Raw genomic sequence first — 23,926 nt, forward strand, 5'->3', positions numbered from 1 at the left:
TGGAACAAAAAAAGGAGCTAAGCTCCCTTTTATCGTTCTAATAAGTTCCTTCTTCACCTTGACTGGTCAAGATAACAGGTCCATCTTTGGTAATCACGAACTGGTGTTCATATTGGCAAGATAGGCCACCATCAATAGTCTTATGAGCCCAGCCAGTCTTCATATCTGTATCAATTTCCCAATCTCCAGTATTGATCATAGGTTCAATGGTTAGTACCATTCCTTCACGAAGACGGAGTCCACGACCTGCAATACCGTAGTTAGGAACCATTGGCTCTTCATGCATAGTTGGACCAACACCATGACCAACCAAATCACGTACGACACCATAACCATGGTTTTCAGCATATTCCTGAATTGCTGCACCAATATCACCGATACGATTTCCGACAACTGCTTGCTCAATCCCTATATACATAGCTTCCTTGGTCACGTCCATCAGGTTTTTCACTTCTTCGGACGGTGTACCTACAGCATAAGCCCAACATGAGTCAGCTAAACCACCAGTATAGCTTTGGGTGTATTTTTTCATCTGTTCAACATTGTTGAAGTTAAGTTTAGATACATCAAGGTCTGATTTGGCAATCGGACCGCCTAGAACCATATCAACCTTGAGTAAGTCTCCATCTTTCAAGATGTAATGACGTGGAAAAGCATGAGCAACTTCGTCGTTGAGAGAACAACAAGTGGCATAGGGGTAATCCATGACTGCGCCATCCACGCCAATCTGTAGAGGAAGAAAATTCTCCTCTTTGCAACGTCGACGAACATACTCTTCGACTTCCCACATATCTACGCCTGGCTTAATCAAATCACGTAAGCCGATATGGATACTTGCTAGGAAATCACCAGCCTTGTCCATGGCTTCGATTTCACGTGCTGATTTTAAAGTTATCATTTTTTCTCCTAGATTCTAATTAATTTTAACCGTAACATTTGCTTTTGAAACAATCTGATGACCATGATAAATATCATAATCAATAATAGCTGAGCGTCTTGTGTGGTGAATAATACGAGCCTGAATCCGCAGAGTATCATCTATCTGTACAGCCTGCAAGAAATAAATCAACATCTGTTCAGTGATGAGATTACGTCCACTATTCACAACGAGATCTTGAGTCATATGGTTGAGGATTTCAGCCAAAACTCCATTAGCAAGGACACCATTTTTCTCCAACATGAAGGGCTCAACAGTTATGACGACTTCATCATGATGGTAAGATAGTTTTTGCCCGATTTGCTCTGAGAAAGTCGGCAAAGCAGAAACTTGGGAACGGCTCATCTTTTCCATGACATCTCGTCGCGTTATGACACCAAGTAGGGTTTGGTTGCTTCTGACTACCGGAACCATCTCAAAGTCTTCTGCTATCATTCGTTGACTGACATTGGCAATATTGGTCGCTAACCCTGTTACGAAGATACTGCGCGTCATCACCTTATCAATCGTTGTGCCAGGTGATTTATCCCCCGCATCTCGCATGGTAACAACTCCAACTACCACTTGGTGTTGGTTAATGACTGGAAAACGACTACTTCTGTTCTTACGTACCAAGTCTAGATAATCTTTGACTGTATCGGTTTCTCTCAAAAAACCATACTCATGACTGGGACGATAGAGCTTTTCAACTGTCAGAATATCGGTTTTGATTTGAACATTTGAAAGGGCCTTGTTAATCATGGTCGCTACTGTAAAAGTGTCATGTTTACTTCTCAGGACTGGAATATCTTTTTTATTGGCCAACTCAAGAACATCGTCCTGAACATGAAAGCCACCTGTCACGAGGACCGCATTTTCATTTTCCAAGGCTAGAAGTTGAATACGAGTACGGTCACCTACGATCACAAGACCACCATCATGGAGATAGGATAGGATATTCTGCTCTGTCATGGCTCCAATGGAAAATTTGCTAAACTCTCTCTCTAGCCCTTCCTGGCCGGCTAAAACTTCAGAGGAAGTGACTTCAGCGATTTCAGCATATGTTAGCCGTTCAATAGCCACTTTCTTTGGCTTAACTCGTATGGTTCCACTACGTGGCCGAGTTTCAACGATGCCACGATTTTCAGCTTCTTTGATAGCTCGGTAGGCGGTGCCGTCACTAACACCTAAGTGATTAGAGATACTGCGAACACTAACTCTTTTCCCAATTGGCAACTCTTCCAGATAGGACAAGATTTCCTGGTGTTTACTCATTGAATTCTCCTTTTATATATCGCAATTCAAGATAATCCCTCATTTTTCGTGTATAGCGATCGCTCCCCTTAAACTGTCGGACGAGACTAAAACCCGATTTTAAGGCTACTTTTTGACTAGCCTGATTCTCCAGATGAGTGATGATGGATAATTGTTTTAAACCAAATTCTTCAAAGGAAAGCTGACATAGCTTGGTAACCACTTCTGTCATATAACCTTGTGACCAAAAATCTTTTTTTAAGAAATAACCAATTTCTGCTTCTTTTTTGATTTCATCAATCTTTTCAAATTTAATGGAGCCAATCATTTCCTGATTTTTTTGGAGACAAATTGCCCAAACACCTAGAGGAGCCTTCATAAAATAGTTAGCAAGTGCATACTGACTTTTTTCCAAACTTGATTGGCTGGGAAAAATAAACTGCAAATTCTCAGGGTTCGAAGCAATGTCGAAAAACGCTTGACTGTCACTAAAAAAGAAAGGACGCAAATACAAACGCTCCGTTTCAAAAAAAGAAAACATTGCTAATTTGGTCCAAATATTCATAATCACCTCGACGGTTTAGTCTTCAATGAGTGTAATATCCGCTCCGAGTCTACGTAATTTCTCAATAATATCTGAGTAGCCTCGCAGGATAAACTCAATATTTGTAATTTCAGTTTTACCTTCAGCCATCAAGCCAGCAATAACAAGCGCTGCACCAGCTCGCAAGTCTGTTGCTTTTACGCTTGCACCGTGCAACCTACGACCACCGTTGTAGATAATATGATTATTCGTAATCGTAATATCCGCATCCATTTTTACTAATTCAAAAACATGGTTAACACGTTTTTCATAAATCGTATCAATAATGGTTCCACGACCTTGGGCAGTTAGTAAAAGTGGCGTGATAGGCTGTTGCAAATCGGTTGCAAATCCAGGATAAGGAGCTGTTTTGATATTGATGGCCTTCAAATCAGACTGTTCTTCAACGAAGATACTGTCTTCTGAGACCGTCATATGAACGCCCATTTCCTCCAGTTTGGCGATAAAGCCTTCTAAGTGCTCATAGAGAACGTTGTTAATGCGAATTCCATTTCCTACCGCTGCAGCAAGTGAAATATAGGTCCCGGCTTCGATACGGTCTGGAATGACTTGGTGACGAGTCCCATGAAGTTTCTCGACACCATCAATAATGATAATATCAGTCCCTGCACCACGAATGTGAGCCCCCATATTGTTCAAAAGGGTAGCAACATCGATAATTTCTGGTTCACGAGCCGCATTTTCAATGACAGTACGTCCCTTAGCTTTAACCGCAGCAATCATAGTGTTAATCGTTGCACCAACGCTGACGGTATCCATGTAAATACTCGCGCCATGAAGTCCCTTACCTTGAGCGGATAAATTCATATTATCTCCCTCATAGCTGACCTTGGCACCCATGGCTTCAAAGGCTTTTAAGTGAAGGTCAATCGGACGAGGCCCCAGATCACATCCACCAGGAAGTCCAACTGTAGCTTCACCAAAGCGACCTAAAAGACTTCCGTAGAAATAATAAGAAGCACGTAAGCTATTAATCTTACCATAAGGCATAGGAATGTTTTGAACACCTCTTGGATCAATTTCCAAGACATCATCATAACGCTTAACAGTCGCCCCCATCATCTCTATGATTTCGACAAGACTAGCAACGTCTGAAATATCTGGAACACAATCTAAAGTGACAATATCATCTGATAAGATAATAGCTGGAATAAGCGCTACAACACTATTTTTAGCACCACTAATGGTGATCTCACCTTGCAATGGACGTCCACCATTGATGACAATTTTTCTCATGTTTTACTCTTTCAAAATTTACTAAAAAGGTCTTTTCATTCTATTATACCATAATTTTCAGTTTTTCCCATTCCTATTTACTAAATACAATCTCATTTTGATAAAAAAGACCTATCACTCAAGCTGTTCAGCCTGAAATGATAGGTTTTAATGTTAGATTAACGTACTGTGCGGATACGCATTGTGTTTGTGCGAACTGCTTCTCCAAGTGGTACACCTGCAACGATAACAATATCGTCACCAGATTCTACAAGTCCTGCTTCAACTGCTTTACGTTCAGCAATTTCGAACATATCATCTGTTGATGATGGAGTTTCAGTCAACATTGGGATAACACCCCAGTTCAACATCAATCCACGCTCTGTCAATTCGTCGAATGTCAATGCCAAGATATCAGCATTTGGACGGTATTTAGAAATCAAACGTGCTGTGTGACCAGTCTTAGTAAGGGTAACAACCAATTTGATGTTCATTGAATTTGTAGCATCTTTTACAGCTGAAGCCATAACTTCTGTCTTAGAGTTACGTTCGAAAGTATCTGAGTTCAAACGTCCGTATTCGTTAAGAAGAGTTTGAGCGTTCTTATCAATTGTAGCCATTGTTGTTACTGACTCAAGTGGGTATTTACCATTTGCAGACTCACCTGAAAGCATTGTTGCATCAGTTCCGTCGATAACAGCGTTAAATACGTCTGATACTTCTGAACGAGTTGCACGTGGTTTTTCAGTCATTGTTTCAAGCATGTTTGTTGCTGTGATAACAACTTTACCTGCTGCGTTCACTTTAGTGATGATCATTTTTTGGTAAACTGGAACCATTTCGAATGGAACTTCGATACCCATATCACCACGAGCGATCATAATACCATCAGCAGCTTCGATGATTTCATCCAAGTTGTCGATACCTTGTTGGTTTTCGATTTTAGCGAACAATTGAACATGTCCGTTTCCAGTTTCTTCACAGATTGCACGAACTTCGTTAACGTCTTTCGCAGTACGTACGAATGAAATCGCGATGAAGTTGATACCTTGTTCAAGACCAAAGCGGATATCGTCGTTATCGCGTTCAGCAAGAGCTGGGAAAGGAATTTTAGTGTTAGGGATGTTCACACCTTTTTGTTTAGCGATGATACCATCGTTTTCAACTTCAACTTCAAATTCACGAGTTGCGTCATCTTTAGCAACCACACGAAGACCAAGTTTACCATCGTCAACCAATACTTGGCGACCAACCTCAACGTCATCATAGATGTCAAGAGCACCGGCAACGTTCAAAGCAATCACTTCACGAGTTGATTTGATTACTTGTTTAGTTGCAACACGGATTTTTTCACCAGTTTTGTATGAGTACTCTTTAGCTTCACCTTCGAACAATTCAGTACGGATTTCTGGTCCTTTAGTATCAAGAAGGAAACCAACTTTTTTACCTGCAAGTTTTTCTGCAAGTTTAACAGTTGCCATACGTTCACCTTGTTCTTGGTGGTCACCGTGTGAGAAGTTGAAACGGAAAGTGTTAGCTCCCGCTTCAATCAATTTAGCAATGTTTTTTGCTGAAGCTTCAACATCAAGTTTTTCACCCCAGTATCCGTCATCACCGAATTTTTTCCCACCACGGATTTCAACCGCAGGACCCAAAGTTGCAACGATTTTTACACGTTTATTCATGATTTGTGACTCCTTTATATAATTTGACCTTTTATGGTCATTTTACCAGATTAGTTAAAGTTGATTATGACAAGCTCTTGTTCAAGCTAGCAAGTCCAAGGTCAGCTTTGTGAGGGTTGTTAACAACGATTTTGCCATCAGCTGTTAGGCTGAACAAGGCTCCTTCTTCTGCTGTTCCAAGAATTGGGTTTTCAACCATTTTTTCGTTACGGATACCAACAGCAACACCACCGATTCCTTGTTTGAGAAGTTTAACAGCATGTGCTCCCATACGTGACGCTAATACACGGTCACGAGCGGTTGGTGAACCACCACGTTGGATATGTCCAAGCTCAGTCACACGAAGGTCACTAGTATCTCCTGCTTCCTTGAGTTTCTTACCGAATTCATCGGCAGACATAACCCCCTCGGCCAAAACGATGATGTTGTGTTTTTTACCGCATTCATAACCAGCTTTGATACTAGCTACGATATCTTCCATCTTGAAGCCTTCTTCAGGGATAATGATTTCATCAGCACCAGTTGCAATACCTGCCCAAAGTGCGATATCACCAGCATTACGTCCCATTACTTCAACAACAAAAGTACGACGGTGACTTGATGATGTATCACGAATCTTATCGATTGCATCCATTGCAGTAGTAACTGCAGTATCAAATCCGATTGTAAAGTCAGTGCCTACGATATCGTTATCGATTGTACCTGGAAGTCCGATAGCAGGGAATCCATGCTCAGTCAAGCGCATAGCTCCGTGATAAGAACCGTCACCACCGATAACAACGACACCTTCGATACCGTGTTTTTTCAACTGCTCAATCCCTTTAAGTTGACCTTCAAGTTGTGCAAACTCAGGGTAACGAGCAGAGTGAAGGAAAGTACCACCACGGGAAATGATGTCTCCTACTGAAGCAGCATCAAGTGGATAAATTTCGCCGGCAACCATACCAGCGTATCCATCATAGATACCAAATACTTCCATTCCTTCTGAGATTGCTTGGCGAACTACTGCACGGATGGCAGCATTCATACCAGGGGCGTCTCCACCACTGGTCAAAACAGCAATACGTTTCATTTGGTTTTTGCTCCTTTTCCTTTTAACATTCTTACTGATTATACCACATTTAAATCGAAAATTCTTCTATTTTTCGTATTTTTAGCGATAAATCGTTTTCATGGTAATTTCCTTTAATTTCTCCTGTAAGGCAAGCTCTTTTTTTACAAAATGCCGTGTAGAAACAACTGTTTTTTGCTCCTCTTCATACCTGATAATCACAGGAATTGAGCCTTTGTATTGTTCTAGGATATTTGAAATCTCTTTATCGTATTCATGATTTTCAACTTGAATCCAGAATCGTTCCGCCACTGCTTCTTTCAAATCTTGTGCAATCATTTGCAAACGACCATCTCGAGATTGAACCTTCCCATTGATATAGTAAAATTTCCCTTCAGATAGGATAGAGGCGAATTTTCGATACTGATCCGAAAATACAGTCACATCCATCCGAGACTTACTATCATGAACCTGTAGAAAGGCCATATTCTCGCCCTTCTTGGTTCGAATCACCTTTAGTTTTTGCACTTCAACTAGAAGAGTGGCTTGATCCCCCTCGGTTAGATTAGCGATCGGGGTCGTCGGATATAGGGCTTGTTTGGCAAGAGTTTGGAGAGGATGGGCACTGATACCTACCCCAATCAATTCCTGCTCCTTGTAAAATTTCTCCGCCTCTGTAAAATCATCAGCTTCAGTCCAACTATAGTTTGTATCTGCAAAGAGTCCACCTAACTCCTCAACAAAGACAAATAAGTTTGGTAGGTTCACTAAGATTTTCTGACGATTCTTGTCAAATTCATCAAAAAGCCCTAGTTCAACCAAAGGAGTCAAAAGCGACAGTTTCTTGTAATTCTTGGGGAGACGTGTGACGAAATCTTCCACACTTGAAAAAGGACGATTTTCGATGATCCAGTAAGAAAAATCTCTTGGCATGCCCTTAATGGCTTTTAGGCCAAGATAGATTTTCTTCTGAGCAATTTTATCGTGATAGGGAATGCTATTGATTGCTAACGGGGCTACTTCAAAGCCCATCTGCAATGCATCCACAATGTAATCACTGCTGGAATAGTTCAACATGACTTGAAAGAAAATAGCAGGATAGTGCGTCTTGAAATAAGCTAGCTGGAAAGCCAGCGCTGAGTAGGCATAGGCGTGGGATCTGTTAAATCCGTAGCCCGCAAACTTTTCCATCACTGCAAAAACTTGGTTGGCTTTTTCTTCTGTATGCCCAAGTTTCATAGCTCCTGTGATAAAATCTTCCTTCATTAAATGCATCTCTTTAGCATTTTTCTTACCCATGGCTCGTCTGAGAATGTCAGCTTTACCAAGACTGAAGCCTCCAAATCGCTGAGCAACCTGCATGACCTGTTCTTGATAGAGCATGATACCATAAGTTGATGAGAGAATATCCTCTAGGGCTGGGTCCAACACCGTCACCTTTTCTTTGCCGTGCTTACGAGCCACAAAATTATCGATATAATCACTTGCTCCTGGTCTATTGAGGGAGGTTGTGGCTACTACCTCTTCGAAGACTTGTGGCTGAACTCGTTTCAAGAGTCGAATGGCACCAGGTTGTTCAAATTGGAAAATCCCCTTTGTATTTCCAGCAGCAAAGAGGGCCAGGGTTGCTTTGTCTTCCAAATCAATCTCTTCGATTTTCATATGAACACCTTCTGACTCAGCCAGTAATTCCTGCATTTTTTGGACAAAAGTTAAGTTACGCAGACCTAGGAAATCCATTTTTAGAAGGCCATTTGCTTCAACTGCATGAGCATCATACTGGGTGATCAGCATATCCTCACCATATTTGAGCGGGATATAGTCCGTTAGGTCTTGGTCACTCATAACGACTCCAGCCGCATGGATAGAGGTCTGACGAGGATAACCTTCTATCTTTCGAGCAATCTCAAAAGCTTTTTGGTATTCAATCTTGTTATTGATGACCTGTCTAAATTGCAAATTCTTTTCATAGGCCGTCGTTAGCGTATCTCGGAAACTGATTTTTTTCGTAATATTTGTTAATTCGTACTCTGGAACGCCATAGCGTTTGAAAACATCACGAATCGCTTGTTTTGCTCCAAAGGTCGAATAAGTGACAATCTGTGCCGCGTGTTGACTACCATAGCGATCACGAACATAGCGAATGAACTCTGGTCTATAAAGGTCAGGGATGTCGATATCAATATCAGGCATGGTGTAGCGCTCACGATTTAAAAAGCGTTCGAAAATCAGGTTCTTTTCAACCGGATCAATCCCTGTAATGTCAAGTGAGTAGGCCACCAGACTACCCACAGCAGAACCACGCCCCATTCCCATATAGTAGCCTTGTGAACGTCCAAAACGGAGCAAATCCCAAACCACAAGGAAATAGTCATCAAAGCCCATATCATGAATCACAGCCAACTCTTCATTCAGCCGCTCTCGATAGATAGCTGAGGTTAGCCCCTTGTCACTCAAGCCTTGCTCAGCCCTCTCTCGAAGTTCTTCTACTGCTGGTCTTGCAGGATTAAAGCGAGGGAGTTTTAAACTTGAGTCGATTTGATAGCTTACATTCTCTATCAGACCTTGTAGATTGGCAAGCGCCTGAGGGAAGCGATTTTTAAATCGAGCTTCTAAATCTGAAGCAGGTAAAAAAATCCCTTGTTGTGAATGCACATCCACTTCCCTAAGACTGACATTGTCCTTGACTGCCGACAATATTTGCAAAACTTGTAGGTCTTCTTTTTCAAAAGAGTTGACTTGATAGAGTGGAAGAATCGGCCTGGTAAAGACTTCTTGAGGAGTATCTGGACTGACACCGATAAAATAATCATGCCCCAAATCCAGCTGTTCGATTCCATTAAAATAGAGAACAATAATGGCCACATCTTCGAGGAGGGAGGTGAAGTCAGACCAATTTTTCCGTCCAGTCATTTTTAAAGTGGATAACTTCATCAACTCTTGATAACCTTTAGTGGATAGGGCTAGAAAACGGAAAGAAATCGCCTTCTCGTCTATAATCAAGTTCATTTCTAGACCAATTAAAGGTTGGATTCCATATTTTCGAGTAACTTCTAAAAAATGATAGGCTCCATAGAGATTATCCACATCCATAATAGCAAGGTGAGAATAGCCATACTCTTTAGCTGTTTGTACATATTTTTCAATCGAAACCACACTTTCCATAAAACTGTAAACAGTCTTGGTGTCGAGCTGCGCAATCATTTCTTCTCCTCCTTGCTTTCGTTTTACTACTATTATACCATTTTAAGTTGGATATTGAAGAAACTCGGATGCTTTCTTTTCAACATCAGCATTTATAACCTCTCCGTCTTTCTTCCCTTTAATTTTTAATATTATAAGATGGATTTGAATATCATTTTAGACATTTTTATACTAAGTAAAGTATAATAAAGTTGGACTCTATATGCAATTTCACATATAAAAAATTCTAAGAAAGGGCTTTTTATTATAGTATTTATTCACCGTTTTATAATAACTTACTAAATAGGTATTCCGCTTCACGAAATTTCTTGCATTAAAGTTTATTTATTCCATTTTTCCTTATTTTTTGATATAATAAATGCAGTCTGTTTTCAAAGGAGAGAATCATGCGTTTTAATCAATTTAGCTATCTTCCGACCTCTAGTTCTCAACAATTAGATGAATTAGCAAGCCTTGGTCTGGAATTGTCACCTCAACTGCCCTTAAAAAAGCAATTTGAGGACTTCATCCGATGGAGTTTTTTCACTTATTCTAACACGGATTATGCCTTATCCACTTTGGCTACGGATAACGAAACAGATCTATTAACTTTTTTCCAATCAGAGCGTGAATTAACTGCTGATGTTTTCTACACGGTAGTTTTTCAACTTTTAGGGTTTAACTATCTTGTTGACTTTGAGGACGCCGAACAATTCCGTAAAGAAACTGGATTTCCTATTGTTTATGGAGATCTCATCGAAAATCTCTATCAATTGCTCAATACGCGAACTAAAAAAGGAAATACGTTCATCGACCAACTTGTTAGTGACGGACTCATTTTAGAAGACAATCACTACCACTACTTTAACGGTAAGAGCTTGGCGACCTTCTCTACTCATGATGTCATTCGTGAAGTTGTGTACGTCGAGAGTCGTGTGGATACTGATAAAGACAGTCTCCCTGACTTAGTCAAGGTCAGCATTATTCGCCCGCGTTATGATGGACAGATTCCTTCAGTTATGACTACCAGCCCTTACCACCAAGGGACCAACGTCAAAGCTAGCGATAAAGCTCTCTACAAAATGGAAGGGGAACTTGAGGTCAAACCTGCCCACACCATCGAGCTTGAGGAGCCCAAGCTGAATTTAGTCGAGCCTATCGACCAAGCTGAACTCGTCTCTGAAGCTGAAGAAAAGTTAGCTCATATCAATAGCTCATACACTCTCAACGACTACTTCCTCCCACGAGGATTTGCTAATCTCTATGTATCGGGTGTTGGAACCAGGGATTCCCAAGGTCTCATGACCAATGGGGACTACCAGCAGATTGAAGCTTATAAAAATGTCATTGATTGGCTCAATGGTCGTTGTCGTGCTTTCACGGACCACACGCGCAAACGTCAAGTCAAGGCTGACTGGTCAAACGGCAAAGTCGCAACAACAGGGATTTCCTATCTAGGGACCATGTCTAATGGTCTTGCGACCACTGGTGTTGATGGCTTAGAAGTCATCATCGCAGAAGCGGGTATCTCCTCATGGTACAACTACTATCGAGAAAATGGTCTGGTGACTAGCCCAGGTGGTTATCCGGGTGAGGATTTTGACTCACTTGCCGAATTGACCTACTCCCGTAATCTCCTAGCTGGTGATTATATTCGTGGTAATGAAGCTCATCAGGCAGACTTAGAGAAGGTAAAAGAACAATTAGATCGCAAGACTGGTGACTACAACCAGTTTTGGCATGACCGCAACTATCTGCTCAATGCTCACAAGGTTCAAGCTGAAGTCGTCTTTACGCATGGTTCTCAGGATTGGAATGTCAAACCTCTTCATGTTTACCAGATGTTTCATGCTCTTCCACCTCATATCAACAAGCACCTCTTTTTCCATCATGGCGCCCATGTCTATATGAACAACTGGCAGTCGATTGACTTCCGCGAGTCCATGAATGCCTTGTTAAGTAAGAAATTGTTAGGACTTGACTCAAGCTATCAACTTCCTACTGTCATCTGGCAGGACAATACTGAACCGCAAACATGGCAGAGCATTGACGACTTTGGCAAACAGAATAAACTGCATACTTTCCCACTTGGAACTGAAGAAAAGGTGATTCAAAACCAGTATGATCAAAAAGATTTTGAGCGTTATGGTAAGACTTACCAGACTTTCAACACAGAACTTTACCAAGGAAAAGCTAATCAGATTACCATTGACCTTCCAGTAAATCAAGATATTCACTTAAATGGGCGAGTGGAGCTGAAACTTCGTGTCAAATCAAGCATAAGCAAGGGCTTATTGTCTGCTCAAGTCCTCCAACTAGGACAACAGAAGTACCTTCAACCCTATCCAGTAGTTCAATCAGTTCGAACGATTGACAATGGTCGTTACCACATGTTAGAAAATCTCTGTGAACTGCCATTCAATCCAAGTGCCCAACGTGTCATCACTAAAGGCTACCTCAATCTTCAAAACCGAGATGATCTCTTGACAATCGAAAAAATCCAACCAAATGAATGGATGGACTTCAAGCTAGAGCTCCAACCAACTATTTACAAACTTAAAGAAGGAGACACTCTCCGCTTGGTTCTCTACACAACAGATTTTGAGATTACAATTCGAGATAATACAGACTATCACTTGACTGTTGATTTAGCACAGTCCACTATCACTATTCCCTCATAAAAGGAGCTATTAACACTTATGAACAAATCAGAACACAGACACCAACTTATTCGTGCCCTCGTTTCAAAAAATAAAATCCATACCCAAGCGGAATTACAAGCCTTGTTAGCGGAAAATGATATCCAAGTTACACAGGCAACCTTATCACGCGATATCAAAACCATGAACCTTTCAAAAGTACGAGAAGAAGATAATTCTTACTACGCGCTAAATACAGGCTCTATCTCCAAGTGGGAAAAACGTCTTGAAAATTATATGGAAGATGCTCTTGTTATGTTGCGTCCTGTCCAACACCAAGTTATTTTAAAAACTTTACCCGGTTTAGCCCAATCGTTTGGATCTGTAATTGATTCCTTGGACTTTCCAGATGTCGTTGCAACGCTTTGTGGAGATGATGTCTGCATGATTATCTGTGAAGATGCTGCAAAAGCGCGAGCTTGTTTTGAAAGCTTAAAAAAATACGCACCACCATTTTTCTTTGGTGAATAACACAAATCCCGTGATCAAAAAATCACGGGAATTTTTTATTTCTTGGACTGTGTCTCTTCTTTCTTTGTACGTGCTAATCGAAGAGCACGTTTAGGGTTGAGACGATTAAACAATTCTTCTAGTTTCTTTTCATTCCACACATCTGCTGCAGATACAAAATTTCCATCTGCATCTCGGAATGATATCGGTTTATCTCCCATATCAATCTCCTAGTCTACAAATTCAAACTCAAATTTACCGATTCGGACCAAGTCGCCATCTTTGGATCCACGTGCACGAAGAGCTTCGTCAACCCCCATACCACGAAGCTGGCGAGCAAACTTCATAACTGATTCGTCACGGTCAAAGTTGGTCATGTTAAAGAGTTTCATGAGTTTCTCACCAGAAAGTACCCATGTCGCATCATCATCACGACTAATCTCAAAGGCCTTTTCTTCCTCGTCAAAGCCGTAGTACGCCTCTTCTTCCATATCGGATTCATCATAAATCGGAAATTCTGGAGTCTTGTCTAACAATTCAGCTGTTGCATCTAAAAGAGTTGCCAAACCTTGCTTGGTCAATCCAGAAATAGGGAAGATAGCTGGAAGTTCCTCAAACTCGTCGTAGTTTGCTGCCAACTTTTCCTTGAAAGTTTTAAGATTTTCCTGACTTTCAGGCATATCCATCTTGTTGGCTACGATGATCTGCGGACGTTCCATGAGACGAAGGTTGTAGGATTCCAATTCTTTATTGATAGCAAGGTAATCCTCATAAGGATCACGTCCTTCGCTAGCTGACATATCGATGACATGGAGGATAACTCGTGTACGTTCGATATGACGGAGAAACTGGGTTCCAAGACCAACACCTTGACTAGCCCCTTCAATCAAACCTGGAAGGTCAGCTACTGCAAAAGATTCACCTGACTGTGTACGAACCATACCCAAATTAGGGACAATCGTCGTAAAGTGGTAGGCACCGATTTTTGGTTTGGCTGAAGTAATGACACTAAGCAAAGTTGACTTTCCGACAGATGGGAAACCGACTAGACCAACATCAGCTAGAATCTTCAATTCCAGTTGTAACTCACGTTCTTGACCCGGTTCTCCATTCTCAGAGATTTCAGGCGCAGGATTTTTGGGTGTTGCAAAACGGATATTCCCACGACCACCTCGACCGCCATGAGCCACGATAAATTCTTGACCATGTGCAATCAAGTCTGTAATGACTTTACCTGTTTCTGCATCACGTACAGTAGTTCCCTGTGGCACACGAACACGAAGGTCTTCTGCACCACGTCCGTGCATTCCTTTGGTCATTCCTTTTTCACCAGAATCAGCCTTGAAATGACGGTTATAGCGGAAATCCATCAAGGTACGCAAGCCTTCATCTACAACAAAAACAACGTTACCTCCACGTCCACCATCACCTCCCCAAGGGCCACCATTCGGGACATATTTTTCACGGCGAAAAGCAACCATGCCATCGCCACCATTACCAGCCTTGACCTTAATCTTGGCTGTATCTAAAAACATACTCATATTTCTTCTCACTTTAAAAAGGCTGGGAGAACCCAGTCATTAGTTATTGTTTCTATCCTCGCAGCTTGCTTAGAAGCTGCTAAATGCTCCAAGCGCTGTCGCAAAAATACCAGCAAGGGTTACAAACAACATGATAAGCACGACAACAAGTGTCACTTTCTCAAACAATGTTTTTTTACGTTTTCCGTTATCTCCAAAAGCCATAACTTCTCCTTTTCACTTTATAATTCTAATTTAATAGTCTGTCGAAACGGGGGCAACCACCCATAAAATGATGTAAGCAAGGATTCCTGCTCCATAACAAAATGCAAGAACACCCCAAACAACACGAACAATTGTTGGATCAATATCAAAATAATGGGCAACTCCTGCACAAACTCCACCAATTATTTGGTTTTTTCCACTTCGCATTAATTTTTTCATAGTATTTTCCTCTTATTCTATTATTTGAATTCATCTTTCCAATAATCTCTGATGCTGGATAATTGCTTCCGAGAAGCCCGCAAAATACGCTTAGACTCTTTTACTGGACTTGTAACAGCCTGTTGGGGTAGATATAAAATCGTTTTCAAAAAGCGCTGACTAACAGGTTTTCCATCATGCAATTCATGTTCAAAGTTATTTGAGATAATGGCATCAAGGTAAAACTCATGAACTCGTTTCCCAAAGTTTTCAGCCGAAATTTCGTACAACTTATCCGCCAACTTTTGTTCAGACATATCAGGGGTAGCGATCAATGCTTCAAGAATAGCTCCTGCAAGTTCTCGTTCTCCATAGTAGAGGGTTCCAAACATTTTGTCACTGATCAGGTTATCAAGATAAGGATTGCCATGAGCAATGACGGGCGTTCCACTGGCTAAACTCTCTAGATAAGTTAATCCTTGGGTTTCACTAGTAGAGGCAGAGATGAAGAAATCTGCCGCCTTATAGTACAAGGCTGTTTCACTTGGAGCAATCATACCTGTAAAGATCACATGTTCTTGTATGTTTAATTTCTCTGCTTGTTCTTTCAGACTGTCCAGATAAGGACCGTCTCCAGCAACAACCAGCTTCACCTTGTCTTCTTCTTTCAATATTTCAGCAAAAGCATCTAGGACTGCTTGGATATTCTTCTCAAGGGAGATACGCGAAAGGCTCAGTAACATTTTCTCATCTTCCTGAATACCTAACTTCGAACGAAGTTCTTGCAAGTTTTCCTCTTTAATCTCAGGTCGTTCAAACTTAGCTAGCTCAATTCCGGTTGGAATGACACGTTTTTCAACCTTCACTTTGTATTTAGATAAAAGGTCCCGAACAATCTCGCTAGGACAGATTACTCCATCTACATCACGAAGGAAACCACGTACCAGATATTTTACCATACTTGGACGAATCAACATCCCCTTAGCAATATAATGCACATAGTCTTCGTACTGGGTATGGTAGGTATGGATAACAGGAATTCTCAATTCTCGTGCAATCCAAATCCCTAATAATCCAAGTGAAAATTCTGTCTGGGTGTGAATGATATCTAGCTGATACTGCTTGGCAATTTCAAGTGCCTTTGTAAAACCACGATAGGCAAATCGTCGATCCTTAAATGCAAAGAAAGGGACACTCGGAATTCGAATAATTTGCCAATCCTCGTAGCGGTTCACATCTTTATCTGTTGTTGTAAAGATAAAAACTGCATGACCTTGCTTCTCAAGCTCTGTTTTCAAGGTTCGAATACTGGTCGCAACCCCGGAAACCTGAGGAAAATAGGTGTCTGTAAATAAACCAATTCGCATAGATTACCTCACTTTTTACCTAGATCAGCCTGTTCCCGATAAAATTTTAACCAAATTCCCAGTAAACGCTCTTCTGAATACTGCTTAGATATCCTTTTCGCTTTTTCTTTCAATTCTTTCAACGCCTCAGGATTTTCTTTATATTCTAGGATTGCTTCTCTCATCTCAGAGACATCACTTGTAGCACGATAATTTCCATCAAGAATAACCTTATACAGGTCCAAATCCCTTAACATAATAGGAGCCTCGCAACTAGCTGCCTCTAAGATGGTCATAGGGAATAGTTCATTATAGCTAGGTAGTAAGAACAAATCAGCTAAAGCATACAGTTCCCGCATCCTCTCCGGTGACACAATACCTGGGAAAATTAGATTTTTAGGTGGATTGTCCATAATCTTCTTATAGCGTTCATAACCATCTGTTATTCCACCAAATGAAAAACCACCAGCCCAGATAAAGGTAATTTCTGGCAATTCTTCAGCAAGACGGATAAAGTCATCTATCCCTTTTCGTTTCTGAACCTGACCCGCACCAACCACGACAAACTGATCTTTGGCGAGATCCATTTCCTGACGAAGTTTTGCTACTTGGTCAGCTGGCAATGGATGCCATTTTCCCTTATTTACAAAATTGGGAATATAAGTTATTTTTTCTCGTGGAATACCCGCAGCAACTAGATCCTCGATAAACATGGGATTGACCACCACCAAGTGTTCCATCCGATTGTAAAAGGAAAAAACATAGCGTTTGACTATTCCTTTTAAGAAAAATGGAATTGTCAAACTCCCCTCGAGTGTCTCAGGTAAGAAATGCACATAGCCAACTTTTCTCCCAGAGCGCTTCTTTTGAAATGTGGATAAATAATAAGGGAAATCAATGGTGTGAAAGTGGGTTACATCTGCCTCTACAGAAAGATTCTCCGTAACAATCAACTGATTTTTGGCATCACGATGAAGGAGACTCACCAATTCACGGTAGGCTCCTGACACTCCTTGACCAGCCACTTTTTCACTTGAACTTAGCATATTAATACGCAATTTTTTGTTTTCCATACTACTCATTATACCATTTTATTTCAAGAAAATCAGTAAAAGAAAGAAGAGACCAGAGGAAAATGGAGGAGCCCCTCTCTTTTCCAATCGTCTCTCGCAATTTTTCAATAGATTACTTAATTCCTAGGGCGATACGCGCATAGCGACTCATTTTTTCAACCGTCCAGGCTGGATACCAGACCAACTTGACTTCGATATTGGTTACCTCAGGCACCTCTGTCATTGCATCGTGTATCTGGTCTGTTAAGAGGTCAGCCAGTGGGCAGCCCATAGTTGTCAAGGTCATATCAATTTCCGTGTGACCTGTTTCACCATCAAAACGAATCTCATAAATCAAACCTAGGTTGACAATATCAATTCCCAACTCAGGGTCGATGACCTCTTCCAAGGCAGTCAAAATACGAGTTTTAATCGTTTCAATTTGCTCTTCTGTATAAGCCATATTATTCCTCACTCTTAGTCTTCAATAAAATCACGAAGGGGCTTGCTGCGACTTGGTTGGCGCAATTTTCTCAAAGCCTTGGCCTCGATTTGACGGATACGTTCACGAGTCACGTTAAAGACTTTACCAACATCTTCAAGAGTACGCATTTTCCCGTCGTCCAAACCAAAACGAAGGCGCAAGACGTTTTCTTCACGGTCTGTGAGTGTATCCAAGACTTCATCCAACTGCTCACGTAAGACGATACGAGTTGTGTAGTCTACTGGATTTTCAATCACTTCGTCTTCGATAAAGTCCCCAAGATGGCTATCGTCCTCTTCACCAATCGGTGTTTCAAGCGATACTGGTTCTTGGGCAATCTTCAAGATTTCACGCACCTTATCAGGTGTCATATCCATACGTTCAGCGATTTGTTCAGGTGTCGGATCTTGTCCCAATTTTTGAAGAAGATTACGCTGTTCACGGACAAGCTTATTAATGGTTTCAACCATGTGAACAGGGATACGAATAGTGCGGGCCTGGTCGGCGATGGCACGAGTGATTGCCTGACGAATCCACCAAGTTGCATACGTAGAAAACTTAAACCCTTTTGAATAGTCAAACTTGTCCACAGCCTTCATCAAGCCCATGTTTCCTTCTTGAATCAAGTCAAGAAACTGCATGCCACGCCCTACGTAGCGCTTAGCGATGGAAACCACCAAACGAAGGTTGGCTTCGGCAAGACGTTGTTTGGCTTCAATATCACCTGCCTCAACAGCAAGAGCCAATTCTTTTTCCTCTTCGTTGGTCAAGAGAGGAACAACCCCGATTTCCTTCAAATACATACGGACAGGGTCATTAACCTTGGCAGAAGTTGAGCCAATCAAGTCCTCATCACTGAGTTCTGGCTCTTCTTCTGCACTAAGCACACGCGCACTTGGATTTCCTTCGTTATCTGTGATAGAAATTCCAGCATCCTGAATCCGTTGCAAAAGGTCTTCAATGCCATCTGCATCAAGGGTAAAAGGAATAACCAGACTTGAATTGATTTCGTCGTCTGTTGCTGTTCCTGTCTTTTTGTGATTACGGATAAAGTCTGCTACTTGCACATCAATTGTCGTTACTTCTTTTTGTTTTGTTGCCATTATTACTCCATTCTTCTCTTTTGGGAAATAAATCGTTGCAATTCTTCCAAGGCTGTGTCTGTGTCTCCTACATGACTAGCTTCCTGCACTTTCTTTTTAATTCTTAAGTTGTCCTTGCTGAGGAGGGCTCGGTTCCGAGTCGCTTCGACTTCTACTAGCTCCTGAGGCGACATCTCAGCTGGCAAATCCAGGCTAAGCACTTGGTACCAAGCATTTTCAACTTCAGGCGTCTGATGAGAAAGCTCCTCTGAGCCGATTTCTCCCTGCTCACTTAATAATTCGTAAAGAATCTGAAATTCTGGGGTATCAAAGAAAAAATCTTCTCTTAATCGATAATCATTCAAAACAACTGGATTCTCAGCCATCCTATAGAGGAGATGAGCCTCTGCTCTCATGACTGCTGTCAGTTGCCGCGTTACAGGTAAACTAATCGCTGCCGGAGGTTGCTCCTCTTTGACTCTCTCCTGCCTTTGAACAATTCGACTTTCATTTACAATCTGCTCCACCTGCTGGTAATCAAAGGAAGGTAGATTATCCGCCAGAATGTGGATATAAGAATTCTGGGCAGTGATAGACTTTTCCTTGGCGATCAAGGGAGCTATCTTTTCAATGAACTCAATTTGTGCCTGTAAGTTATCACTATTTTCAGGCTTGAGCTGGTGAATATAGAACTCTATAGGACTGACCCGAGTCTTTGTTAAAAGGTAAGCCAGATCTTCAGCAGAATTCTTTTGCAAATACTCATCTGGGTCCATGGCATCAGGTACTCGAACAACCTCCACTGAAAAGTCTTTTAACTCCTCTAATGCCTTGGCTGTCGCTGCCTGTCCTGCCTTGTCACCATCATAGCTGAGAACAATTTTTTTGGTAAAGCGTTTGAGGTGGTCAACATGCTCCTTACTTAAAGCTGTTCCCATGGAAGCCACAGCATTTTCTATACCAGCACGGCAGGCTGCAATCACATCCATGAAGCCTTCCATCAGATAGAGCTCTGTGACCTTACCTGTTCCCTTTTTTGCCTTGTCCAAATGATACAATTCGTAACTCTTGTTAAAAATTGCAGTCGAACGACTATTTTTATACTTGGCAGTCTGAGTATCCGTTTCTTGCCAGATACGACCTGAAAAGGCAATAACCTGCCCCTTGTCATTGGTCAAAGGAAAGATGATACGCCCGAAAAAAGTATCATAAAATTGATTGCCATCTGACAGATAAAACAAACCCGAATCCAGTAAATCCTTTTCCTCAAACTTGTCAGATAAACGTTGGTAGAGATAGGTTCTCTCTGCTGGAGCCAGTCCAATCTGGAAGTGCTTCAGAACATCATCCGTCAATCCACGTTTGTAGAGATAAGCCCTTGCTTCTTCTCCCATCTTGGTCGTCATGAGAATTGCATGATAAAAACGGGCAGCTTCTTCATGCATATCATATAAAGCTTGATGAGGCGAAGCCTGTTGAGGACGAGACTGGACAGGCATGGCTAATTGAATACCGACGCGCTCCCCTAAGAGCTGAACGGCTTCCATAAAGGACACACCTTGGTATTCTTCGATGAACTTAAAAACATCTCCTGAACGACCACAGCCGAAGCAATGATAAAACTGCTTGTCTTCCACAACGTTGAAAGAGGGGGTCTTCTCACCATGAAAAGGACAGAGCCCTAAATAGTTCCGTCCAGCCTTTTGTAAAGAAATCACGTCGCCTATGACTTCCACAATGTTGGCATTGTTTTTGATTTCTTCAATAACTTGCTTGTCAACCATACACAATACCTCCATCTTATCATAGTTTTACGTTAACTAGTATAGCTTATTTCTGAAAAAAAGTAAACCATTTCATACGCTTTACGGAATTCTCTTTGCTATATTTTCCAGATTGAAATGGAAGATAAAAAACTCAGAAACACCTCCAGACTTCTAAGTTTTTCTTCACTATTTTTTGATGATTATTTAACTCATCTATTCAAATAATTGATAGTAGTCTGAAATTTTCATCTTAGATTTTTCCTCTTTATTGAGGTCTTGGATGATACGGCCTTCCTTCATGACTATCAGACGATTTCCATACTTCAATGCATCTTCCATATGGTGGGTAATCATCAAGGCTGTTAGATGATCCTTGTTGACAAAGTCACCTGTTAATTCCATCAAGGCCACACTCGTTTTGGGGTCAAGGGCGGCTGTGTGTTCATCCAACAAGAGCAACTCTGGTCGTTTCAAGGTTGCCATCAAGAGACTCAAGGCCTGACGTTGTCCACCTGATAGAAATTCAATAGGAGTGTCGAGATGTTTTTCAAGGCCATTTCCCACTTTTTCAATGGTTGCCTGAAACTCCTCGCGGTGACTTAAAAGCCTTCTAGGAAGGAGTCCTCTCTTCTCACCACGAAACTTGGCAATCAAGAGATTTTCCGCCACCGTCATACGGGGAGCCGTACCCATCTTAGGATCCTGAAAAACACGAGACAAGTACTTAGCCCGCTTTTCGGGTGAAAAATGCGTCACATCCTCCCCCATGATTCGGATACTTCCACTTGTTAAAGGTAAGGTACCTGCAATGGTGTTAAAAAGCGTTGACTTTCCAGCTCCATTTCCACCTAGGATGGTAATGAAATCATGTTCGAAAATTTCTAAGGAAACATCATTTAAAATAATCTTTTCTTCATCAAAGCCATTTTTAACGACTTTGGTTGCATTTTTTAATTCTACAATTGCTGTCATTTACTTAACTTGGCTCCTTTCAAGATGTTTTGCTTAAATGTAGGAATCATGAGGCAGACTGCTAAAATAACGGCACTATATAGACGAAGGTAACTTGTATTAAAGCCAAGCGCAATAACTGCCCAGACGAGGAACTGATAAGCAATAGACCCTACAACGATGGCAACCAGACGCTCCGCCAAGCTCAAACTTTTGAAGATAACTTCTCCAATTATCAGACTTGCAAGCCCCACAACGATAACCCCGATTCCTCGAGATACATCGGCATACCCTTCTTGCTGGGCAATGAGAGCTCCTGCAAGGGCAATCACACCATTTGATAAGACCAATCCCATGAGCTCCATGCGTCCAGTATGAATCCCGAAACTTCTAGCCATATCAGGATTGTCACCTGTAGCAATATAGGCTTGTCCGAGTTTGGTGTCCAAGAAAAAGAGCATGAGAGCAATGATAAGACTGACAAAGATAAGACCTGTCAAGAGTTGGTTCAAATCTGAAGCAAAAGGCAAAACATCCTGAATTTGCTTTGTTCCAAGCAGTCCTAAATTTGCACGTCCCATAATCAAGAGCATGATAGAGTGACAGGAAGTCATCACCAAAATCCCTGAGAGCAAGGTTGGGATCTTCCCTTTTGTATAAAGAAGTCCTGCTGCCATTCCAGCCAAACAACCTGCTCCTACAGCAACAAGTGTCGCTAAAAATGGATTCACGCCTTTCGTTATCAAAGTGACAGCAACAGCTCCCCCAAGAGGGAAGGAACCCTCTGTCGTCATATCTGGAAAGTTCAAAATCCTAAATGTCATAAAGATTCCCAGACCTAAAATAGCCCAGACAAATCCTTGAGAAATAATAGATAATATCATCTGTTTCTTAACCTTTTCTATACGATTTCTATTGTAAAAAATTGGAGAAGATGTCCCCAACTCCTCCGTTATAAATTATTCAATCACTTGTCCTGCTTCTTTTAAAACTGATTCAGGAATGGTGATTCCAAGTTCTTGTGCCAATTTTTTGTTGATAACTGATTTGCCAGTTGAAAAGACATTGACTGGAGTATCAGCTGGTTTTGCACCTTTCAAGACTTGCGCAATCATTTTACCTGTTGCCACACCAAGGTCGTGTTGGTCAACTACAACTGATGCCAAACCACCAGCTTCTACCATGGCAGTTGCGCTTGGGTAGATTGGTTTTTTAGCTGATTGGTTGCTTGATACAACAGTTGAGAAGGCCGAAGCAATAGAGTTATCGATTGGAATCCAGATAGCGTCAACCTTGCTTGTCATAACATTGACTGTTGAAGCAATTTCATTTGTTGATGGAACGGCAAAGGTTTCGACTGCCAAACCTGCTTTTTCAGCATAAGCCTTGAATTCTTCTACCTGTGTTTTTGAGTTATCTTCACTGCTTGAGTAAAGAGCTCCGATTGTTTTGACATTTGGTGTGAGGGTTTTAATCAACTCTACTTGTTGTTCAGCTGGGTTATGGTCTGATACCCCCGTGATGTTGCCACCTGGTTTTTTCAAATCTTTGACCAAGTTAGCACCGATTGGGTCTGTAATAGCAGCCATGATAACAGGTAGGTCTTTTGTAGCACTAGCAAGTCCTTGAGCAGCTGGTGTTGCAATCCCAACAACAAGGTCATTCCCGTTTGCCACCAATTGTTTACTCATGCTTGCAACCTTGCTCTGATCACCTTCTGAGTTCATAAAGTCGATTTTTACTTGGTCGTCCTTATAGCCTTCTTCAGCTAGTCCATCTTGAATCCCTTGGTAAATCAAGTCCAAGGATGGGTGGCTAACAAACTGAAGGACACCAACCTTAGCAACCTTTTGCTCTTCCTTAGCTGCAGGCTTGTTCATTGATGAATAAATCAAGCTAGCCACTACCAATACTGCTAATCCAGCGATAATTCCCATTAAACATTTATTTTTCATACTTTTTCTCCTTTTAAATCACTTGTATAATACTCTTTTCACTCAAAACAAGCGACGCCATCGTTTAAACTCCAATATCTTTCCTCACCATCAAAAAAGTCCTCACACAAAAAACTTGTGTGAGGACGTCGATGCGCGGTGCCACCTCAATTATAGGAAATATCCCTATCGCTCTTTATCGCAATAACGAATTGCACTGTAAGGTGTGCTCACCGAATTTTTATGATTTCAAATTCTTAATAACATTCAGCCCAATTTCATCACTTTCATCTATCTGCTTTCACCAACCA

At 41.4% G+C, this 23,926-nt stretch carries 21 protein-coding genes and 1 other annotated feature (1 of these 22 only partly in view); of the genes, 2 read left to right on the forward strand and 19 right to left on the reverse strand.

Annotated elements, in window-relative coordinates; translation table 11 throughout:
- Positions 1-37: 37 nt before the first annotated feature.
- From OVN21_RS06455 to OVN21_RS06485, 7 genes are all read right to left on the reverse strand, one after another.
- Positions 38-898, reverse strand: coding sequence for a methionyl aminopeptidase (locus OVN21_RS06455; protein ID WP_267247755.1), 861 nt, complete (start codon positions 896-898; stop codon positions 38-40).
- 15 nt (positions 899-913) lie between these two features.
- Positions 914-2,191, reverse strand: a complete 1,278-nt coding sequence (gene spxR, locus OVN21_RS06460) for a CBS-HotDog domain-containing transcription factor SpxR (protein WP_267247756.1) — start codon at positions 2,189-2,191, stop codon at positions 914-916.
- The gene (locus OVN21_RS06465) at positions 2,184-2,735 is read right to left on the reverse strand and encodes a GNAT family N-acetyltransferase (protein ID WP_267247757.1); all 552 of its coding nucleotides are present in this window, start codon (positions 2,733-2,735) and stop codon (positions 2,184-2,186) included. Before OVN21_RS06465 ends, spxR begins: the two co-directional genes overlap by 8 nt.
- Positions 2,736-2,750: 15 nt before the next feature.
- Positions 2,751-4,010 (reverse strand): UDP-N-acetylglucosamine 1-carboxyvinyltransferase, encoded by a 1,260-nt coding sequence (locus OVN21_RS06470; protein ID WP_267247758.1) that lies wholly within the window; start codon positions 4,008-4,010, stop codon positions 2,751-2,753.
- A 158-nt stretch (positions 4,011-4,168) separates the two neighbouring features.
- On the reverse strand, positions 4,169-5,674 hold the full coding sequence (gene pyk / locus OVN21_RS06475; RefSeq protein WP_267247759.1) for a pyruvate kinase: 1,506 nt from the start codon (positions 5,672-5,674) through the stop codon (positions 4,169-4,171).
- A 64-nt stretch (positions 5,675-5,738) separates the two neighbouring features.
- On the reverse strand, positions 5,739-6,746 hold the full coding sequence (gene pfkA, locus OVN21_RS06480) for a 6-phosphofructokinase (protein ID WP_000820880.1): 1,008 nt from the start codon (positions 6,744-6,746) through the stop codon (positions 5,739-5,741).
- Positions 6,747-6,827: 81 nt separating this feature from the next.
- A complete protein-coding gene (locus OVN21_RS06485) occupies positions 6,828-9,929 on the reverse strand; it encodes a DNA polymerase III subunit alpha (protein WP_267247760.1) in 3,102 nt (1,033 codons plus the stop codon).
- Between the two features lie 386 nt (positions 9,930-10,315).
- On the opposite strand from OVN21_RS06485, the gene OVN21_RS06490 reads away from it, so the two are divergent.
- Together OVN21_RS06490 and OVN21_RS06495 are read left to right on the forward strand one after the other, a co-directional pair.
- Positions 10,316-12,589, forward strand: coding sequence for a Xaa-Pro dipeptidyl-peptidase (locus OVN21_RS06490; RefSeq protein WP_267247761.1), 2,274 nt, complete (start codon positions 10,316-10,318; stop codon positions 12,587-12,589).
- An 18-nt stretch (positions 12,590-12,607) separates the two neighbouring features.
- Positions 12,608-13,078 carry an arginine repressor gene (locus OVN21_RS06495; RefSeq protein WP_267247762.1) on the forward strand — a complete coding sequence of 157 codons (471 nt, stop codon included), beginning with the start codon at positions 12,608-12,610 and terminating at the stop codon, positions 13,076-13,078.
- Between the two features lie 35 nt (positions 13,079-13,113).
- Here the strand turns inward: OVN21_RS06495 and OVN21_RS06500 are convergent, their stop codons facing one another.
- The 12 genes from OVN21_RS06500 to trpX all read right to left on the reverse strand — a co-directional run bounded on the left by OVN21_RS06500 (position 13,114) and on the right by trpX (position 23,636).
- Complete coding sequence (locus tag OVN21_RS06500) at positions 13,114-13,278, reverse strand: hypothetical protein (protein ID WP_000502578.1); 165 nt, start codon at positions 13,276-13,278, stop codon at positions 13,114-13,116.
- Between the two features lie 9 nt (positions 13,279-13,287).
- On the reverse strand, positions 13,288-14,598 hold the full coding sequence (gene obgE, locus OVN21_RS06505; RefSeq protein ID WP_267247763.1) for a GTPase ObgE: 1,311 nt from the start codon (positions 14,596-14,598) through the stop codon (positions 13,288-13,290).
- Between the two features lie 69 nt (positions 14,599-14,667).
- Positions 14,668-14,802, reverse strand: a complete 135-nt coding sequence (locus OVN21_RS06510; protein WP_267247764.1) for a DUF4044 domain-containing protein — start codon at positions 14,800-14,802, stop codon at positions 14,668-14,670.
- A 30-nt stretch (positions 14,803-14,832) separates the two neighbouring features.
- Positions 14,833-15,021 (reverse strand): PspC domain-containing protein, encoded by a 189-nt coding sequence (locus OVN21_RS06515; protein ID WP_000735791.1) that lies wholly within the window; start codon positions 15,019-15,021, stop codon positions 14,833-14,835.
- 20 nt (positions 15,022-15,041) lie between these two features.
- The gene (locus OVN21_RS06520; protein ID WP_267247765.1) at positions 15,042-16,367 is read right to left on the reverse strand and encodes a glycosyltransferase family 4 protein; all 1,326 of its coding nucleotides are present in this window, start codon (positions 16,365-16,367) and stop codon (positions 15,042-15,044) included.
- A gap of 8 nt (positions 16,368-16,375) precedes the next feature.
- Complete coding sequence (locus OVN21_RS06525) at positions 16,376-17,419, reverse strand: glycosyltransferase family 4 protein (RefSeq protein ID WP_267247817.1); 1,044 nt, start codon at positions 17,417-17,419, stop codon at positions 16,376-16,378.
- Positions 17,420-17,531: 112 nt separating this feature from the next.
- The gene (locus OVN21_RS06530) at positions 17,532-17,861 is read right to left on the reverse strand and encodes a metal-sulfur cluster assembly factor (RefSeq protein WP_000331934.1); all 330 of its coding nucleotides are present in this window, start codon (positions 17,859-17,861) and stop codon (positions 17,532-17,534) included.
- Positions 17,862-17,875: 14 nt separating this feature from the next.
- Complete coding sequence (gene rpoD / locus OVN21_RS06535) at positions 17,876-18,985, reverse strand: RNA polymerase sigma factor RpoD (RefSeq protein ID WP_267247766.1); 1,110 nt, start codon at positions 18,983-18,985, stop codon at positions 17,876-17,878.
- Positions 18,986-18,987: 2 nt separating this feature from the next.
- Entirely contained in the window at positions 18,988-20,748 is a 1,761-nt protein-coding gene (dnaG, locus tag OVN21_RS06540) for a DNA primase (RefSeq protein ID WP_267247767.1), read from the reverse strand.
- A 195-nt stretch (positions 20,749-20,943) separates the two neighbouring features.
- On the reverse strand, positions 20,944-21,702 hold the full coding sequence (locus OVN21_RS06545) for an ABC transporter ATP-binding protein (protein ID WP_267247768.1): 759 nt from the start codon (positions 21,700-21,702) through the stop codon (positions 20,944-20,946).
- Positions 21,699-22,565, reverse strand: coding sequence for an ABC transporter permease (locus OVN21_RS06550; protein ID WP_267247769.1), 867 nt, complete (start codon positions 22,563-22,565; stop codon positions 21,699-21,701). Before OVN21_RS06550 ends, OVN21_RS06545 begins: the two co-directional genes overlap by 4 nt.
- A gap of 75 nt (positions 22,566-22,640) precedes the next feature.
- Entirely contained in the window at positions 22,641-23,636 is a 996-nt protein-coding gene (gene trpX, locus OVN21_RS06555) for a tryptophan ABC transporter substrate-binding protein (protein ID WP_267247770.1), read from the reverse strand.
- Between the two features lie 118 nt (positions 23,637-23,754).
- Positions 23,755-23,926 (reverse strand) — a binding site (T-box leader); it runs 44 nt beyond the window's last position.

This window comes from Streptococcus sp. Marseille-Q5986, from assembly GCF_946902915.1.
GTDB lineage: Bacteria > Bacillota > Bacilli > Lactobacillales > Streptococcaceae > Streptococcus.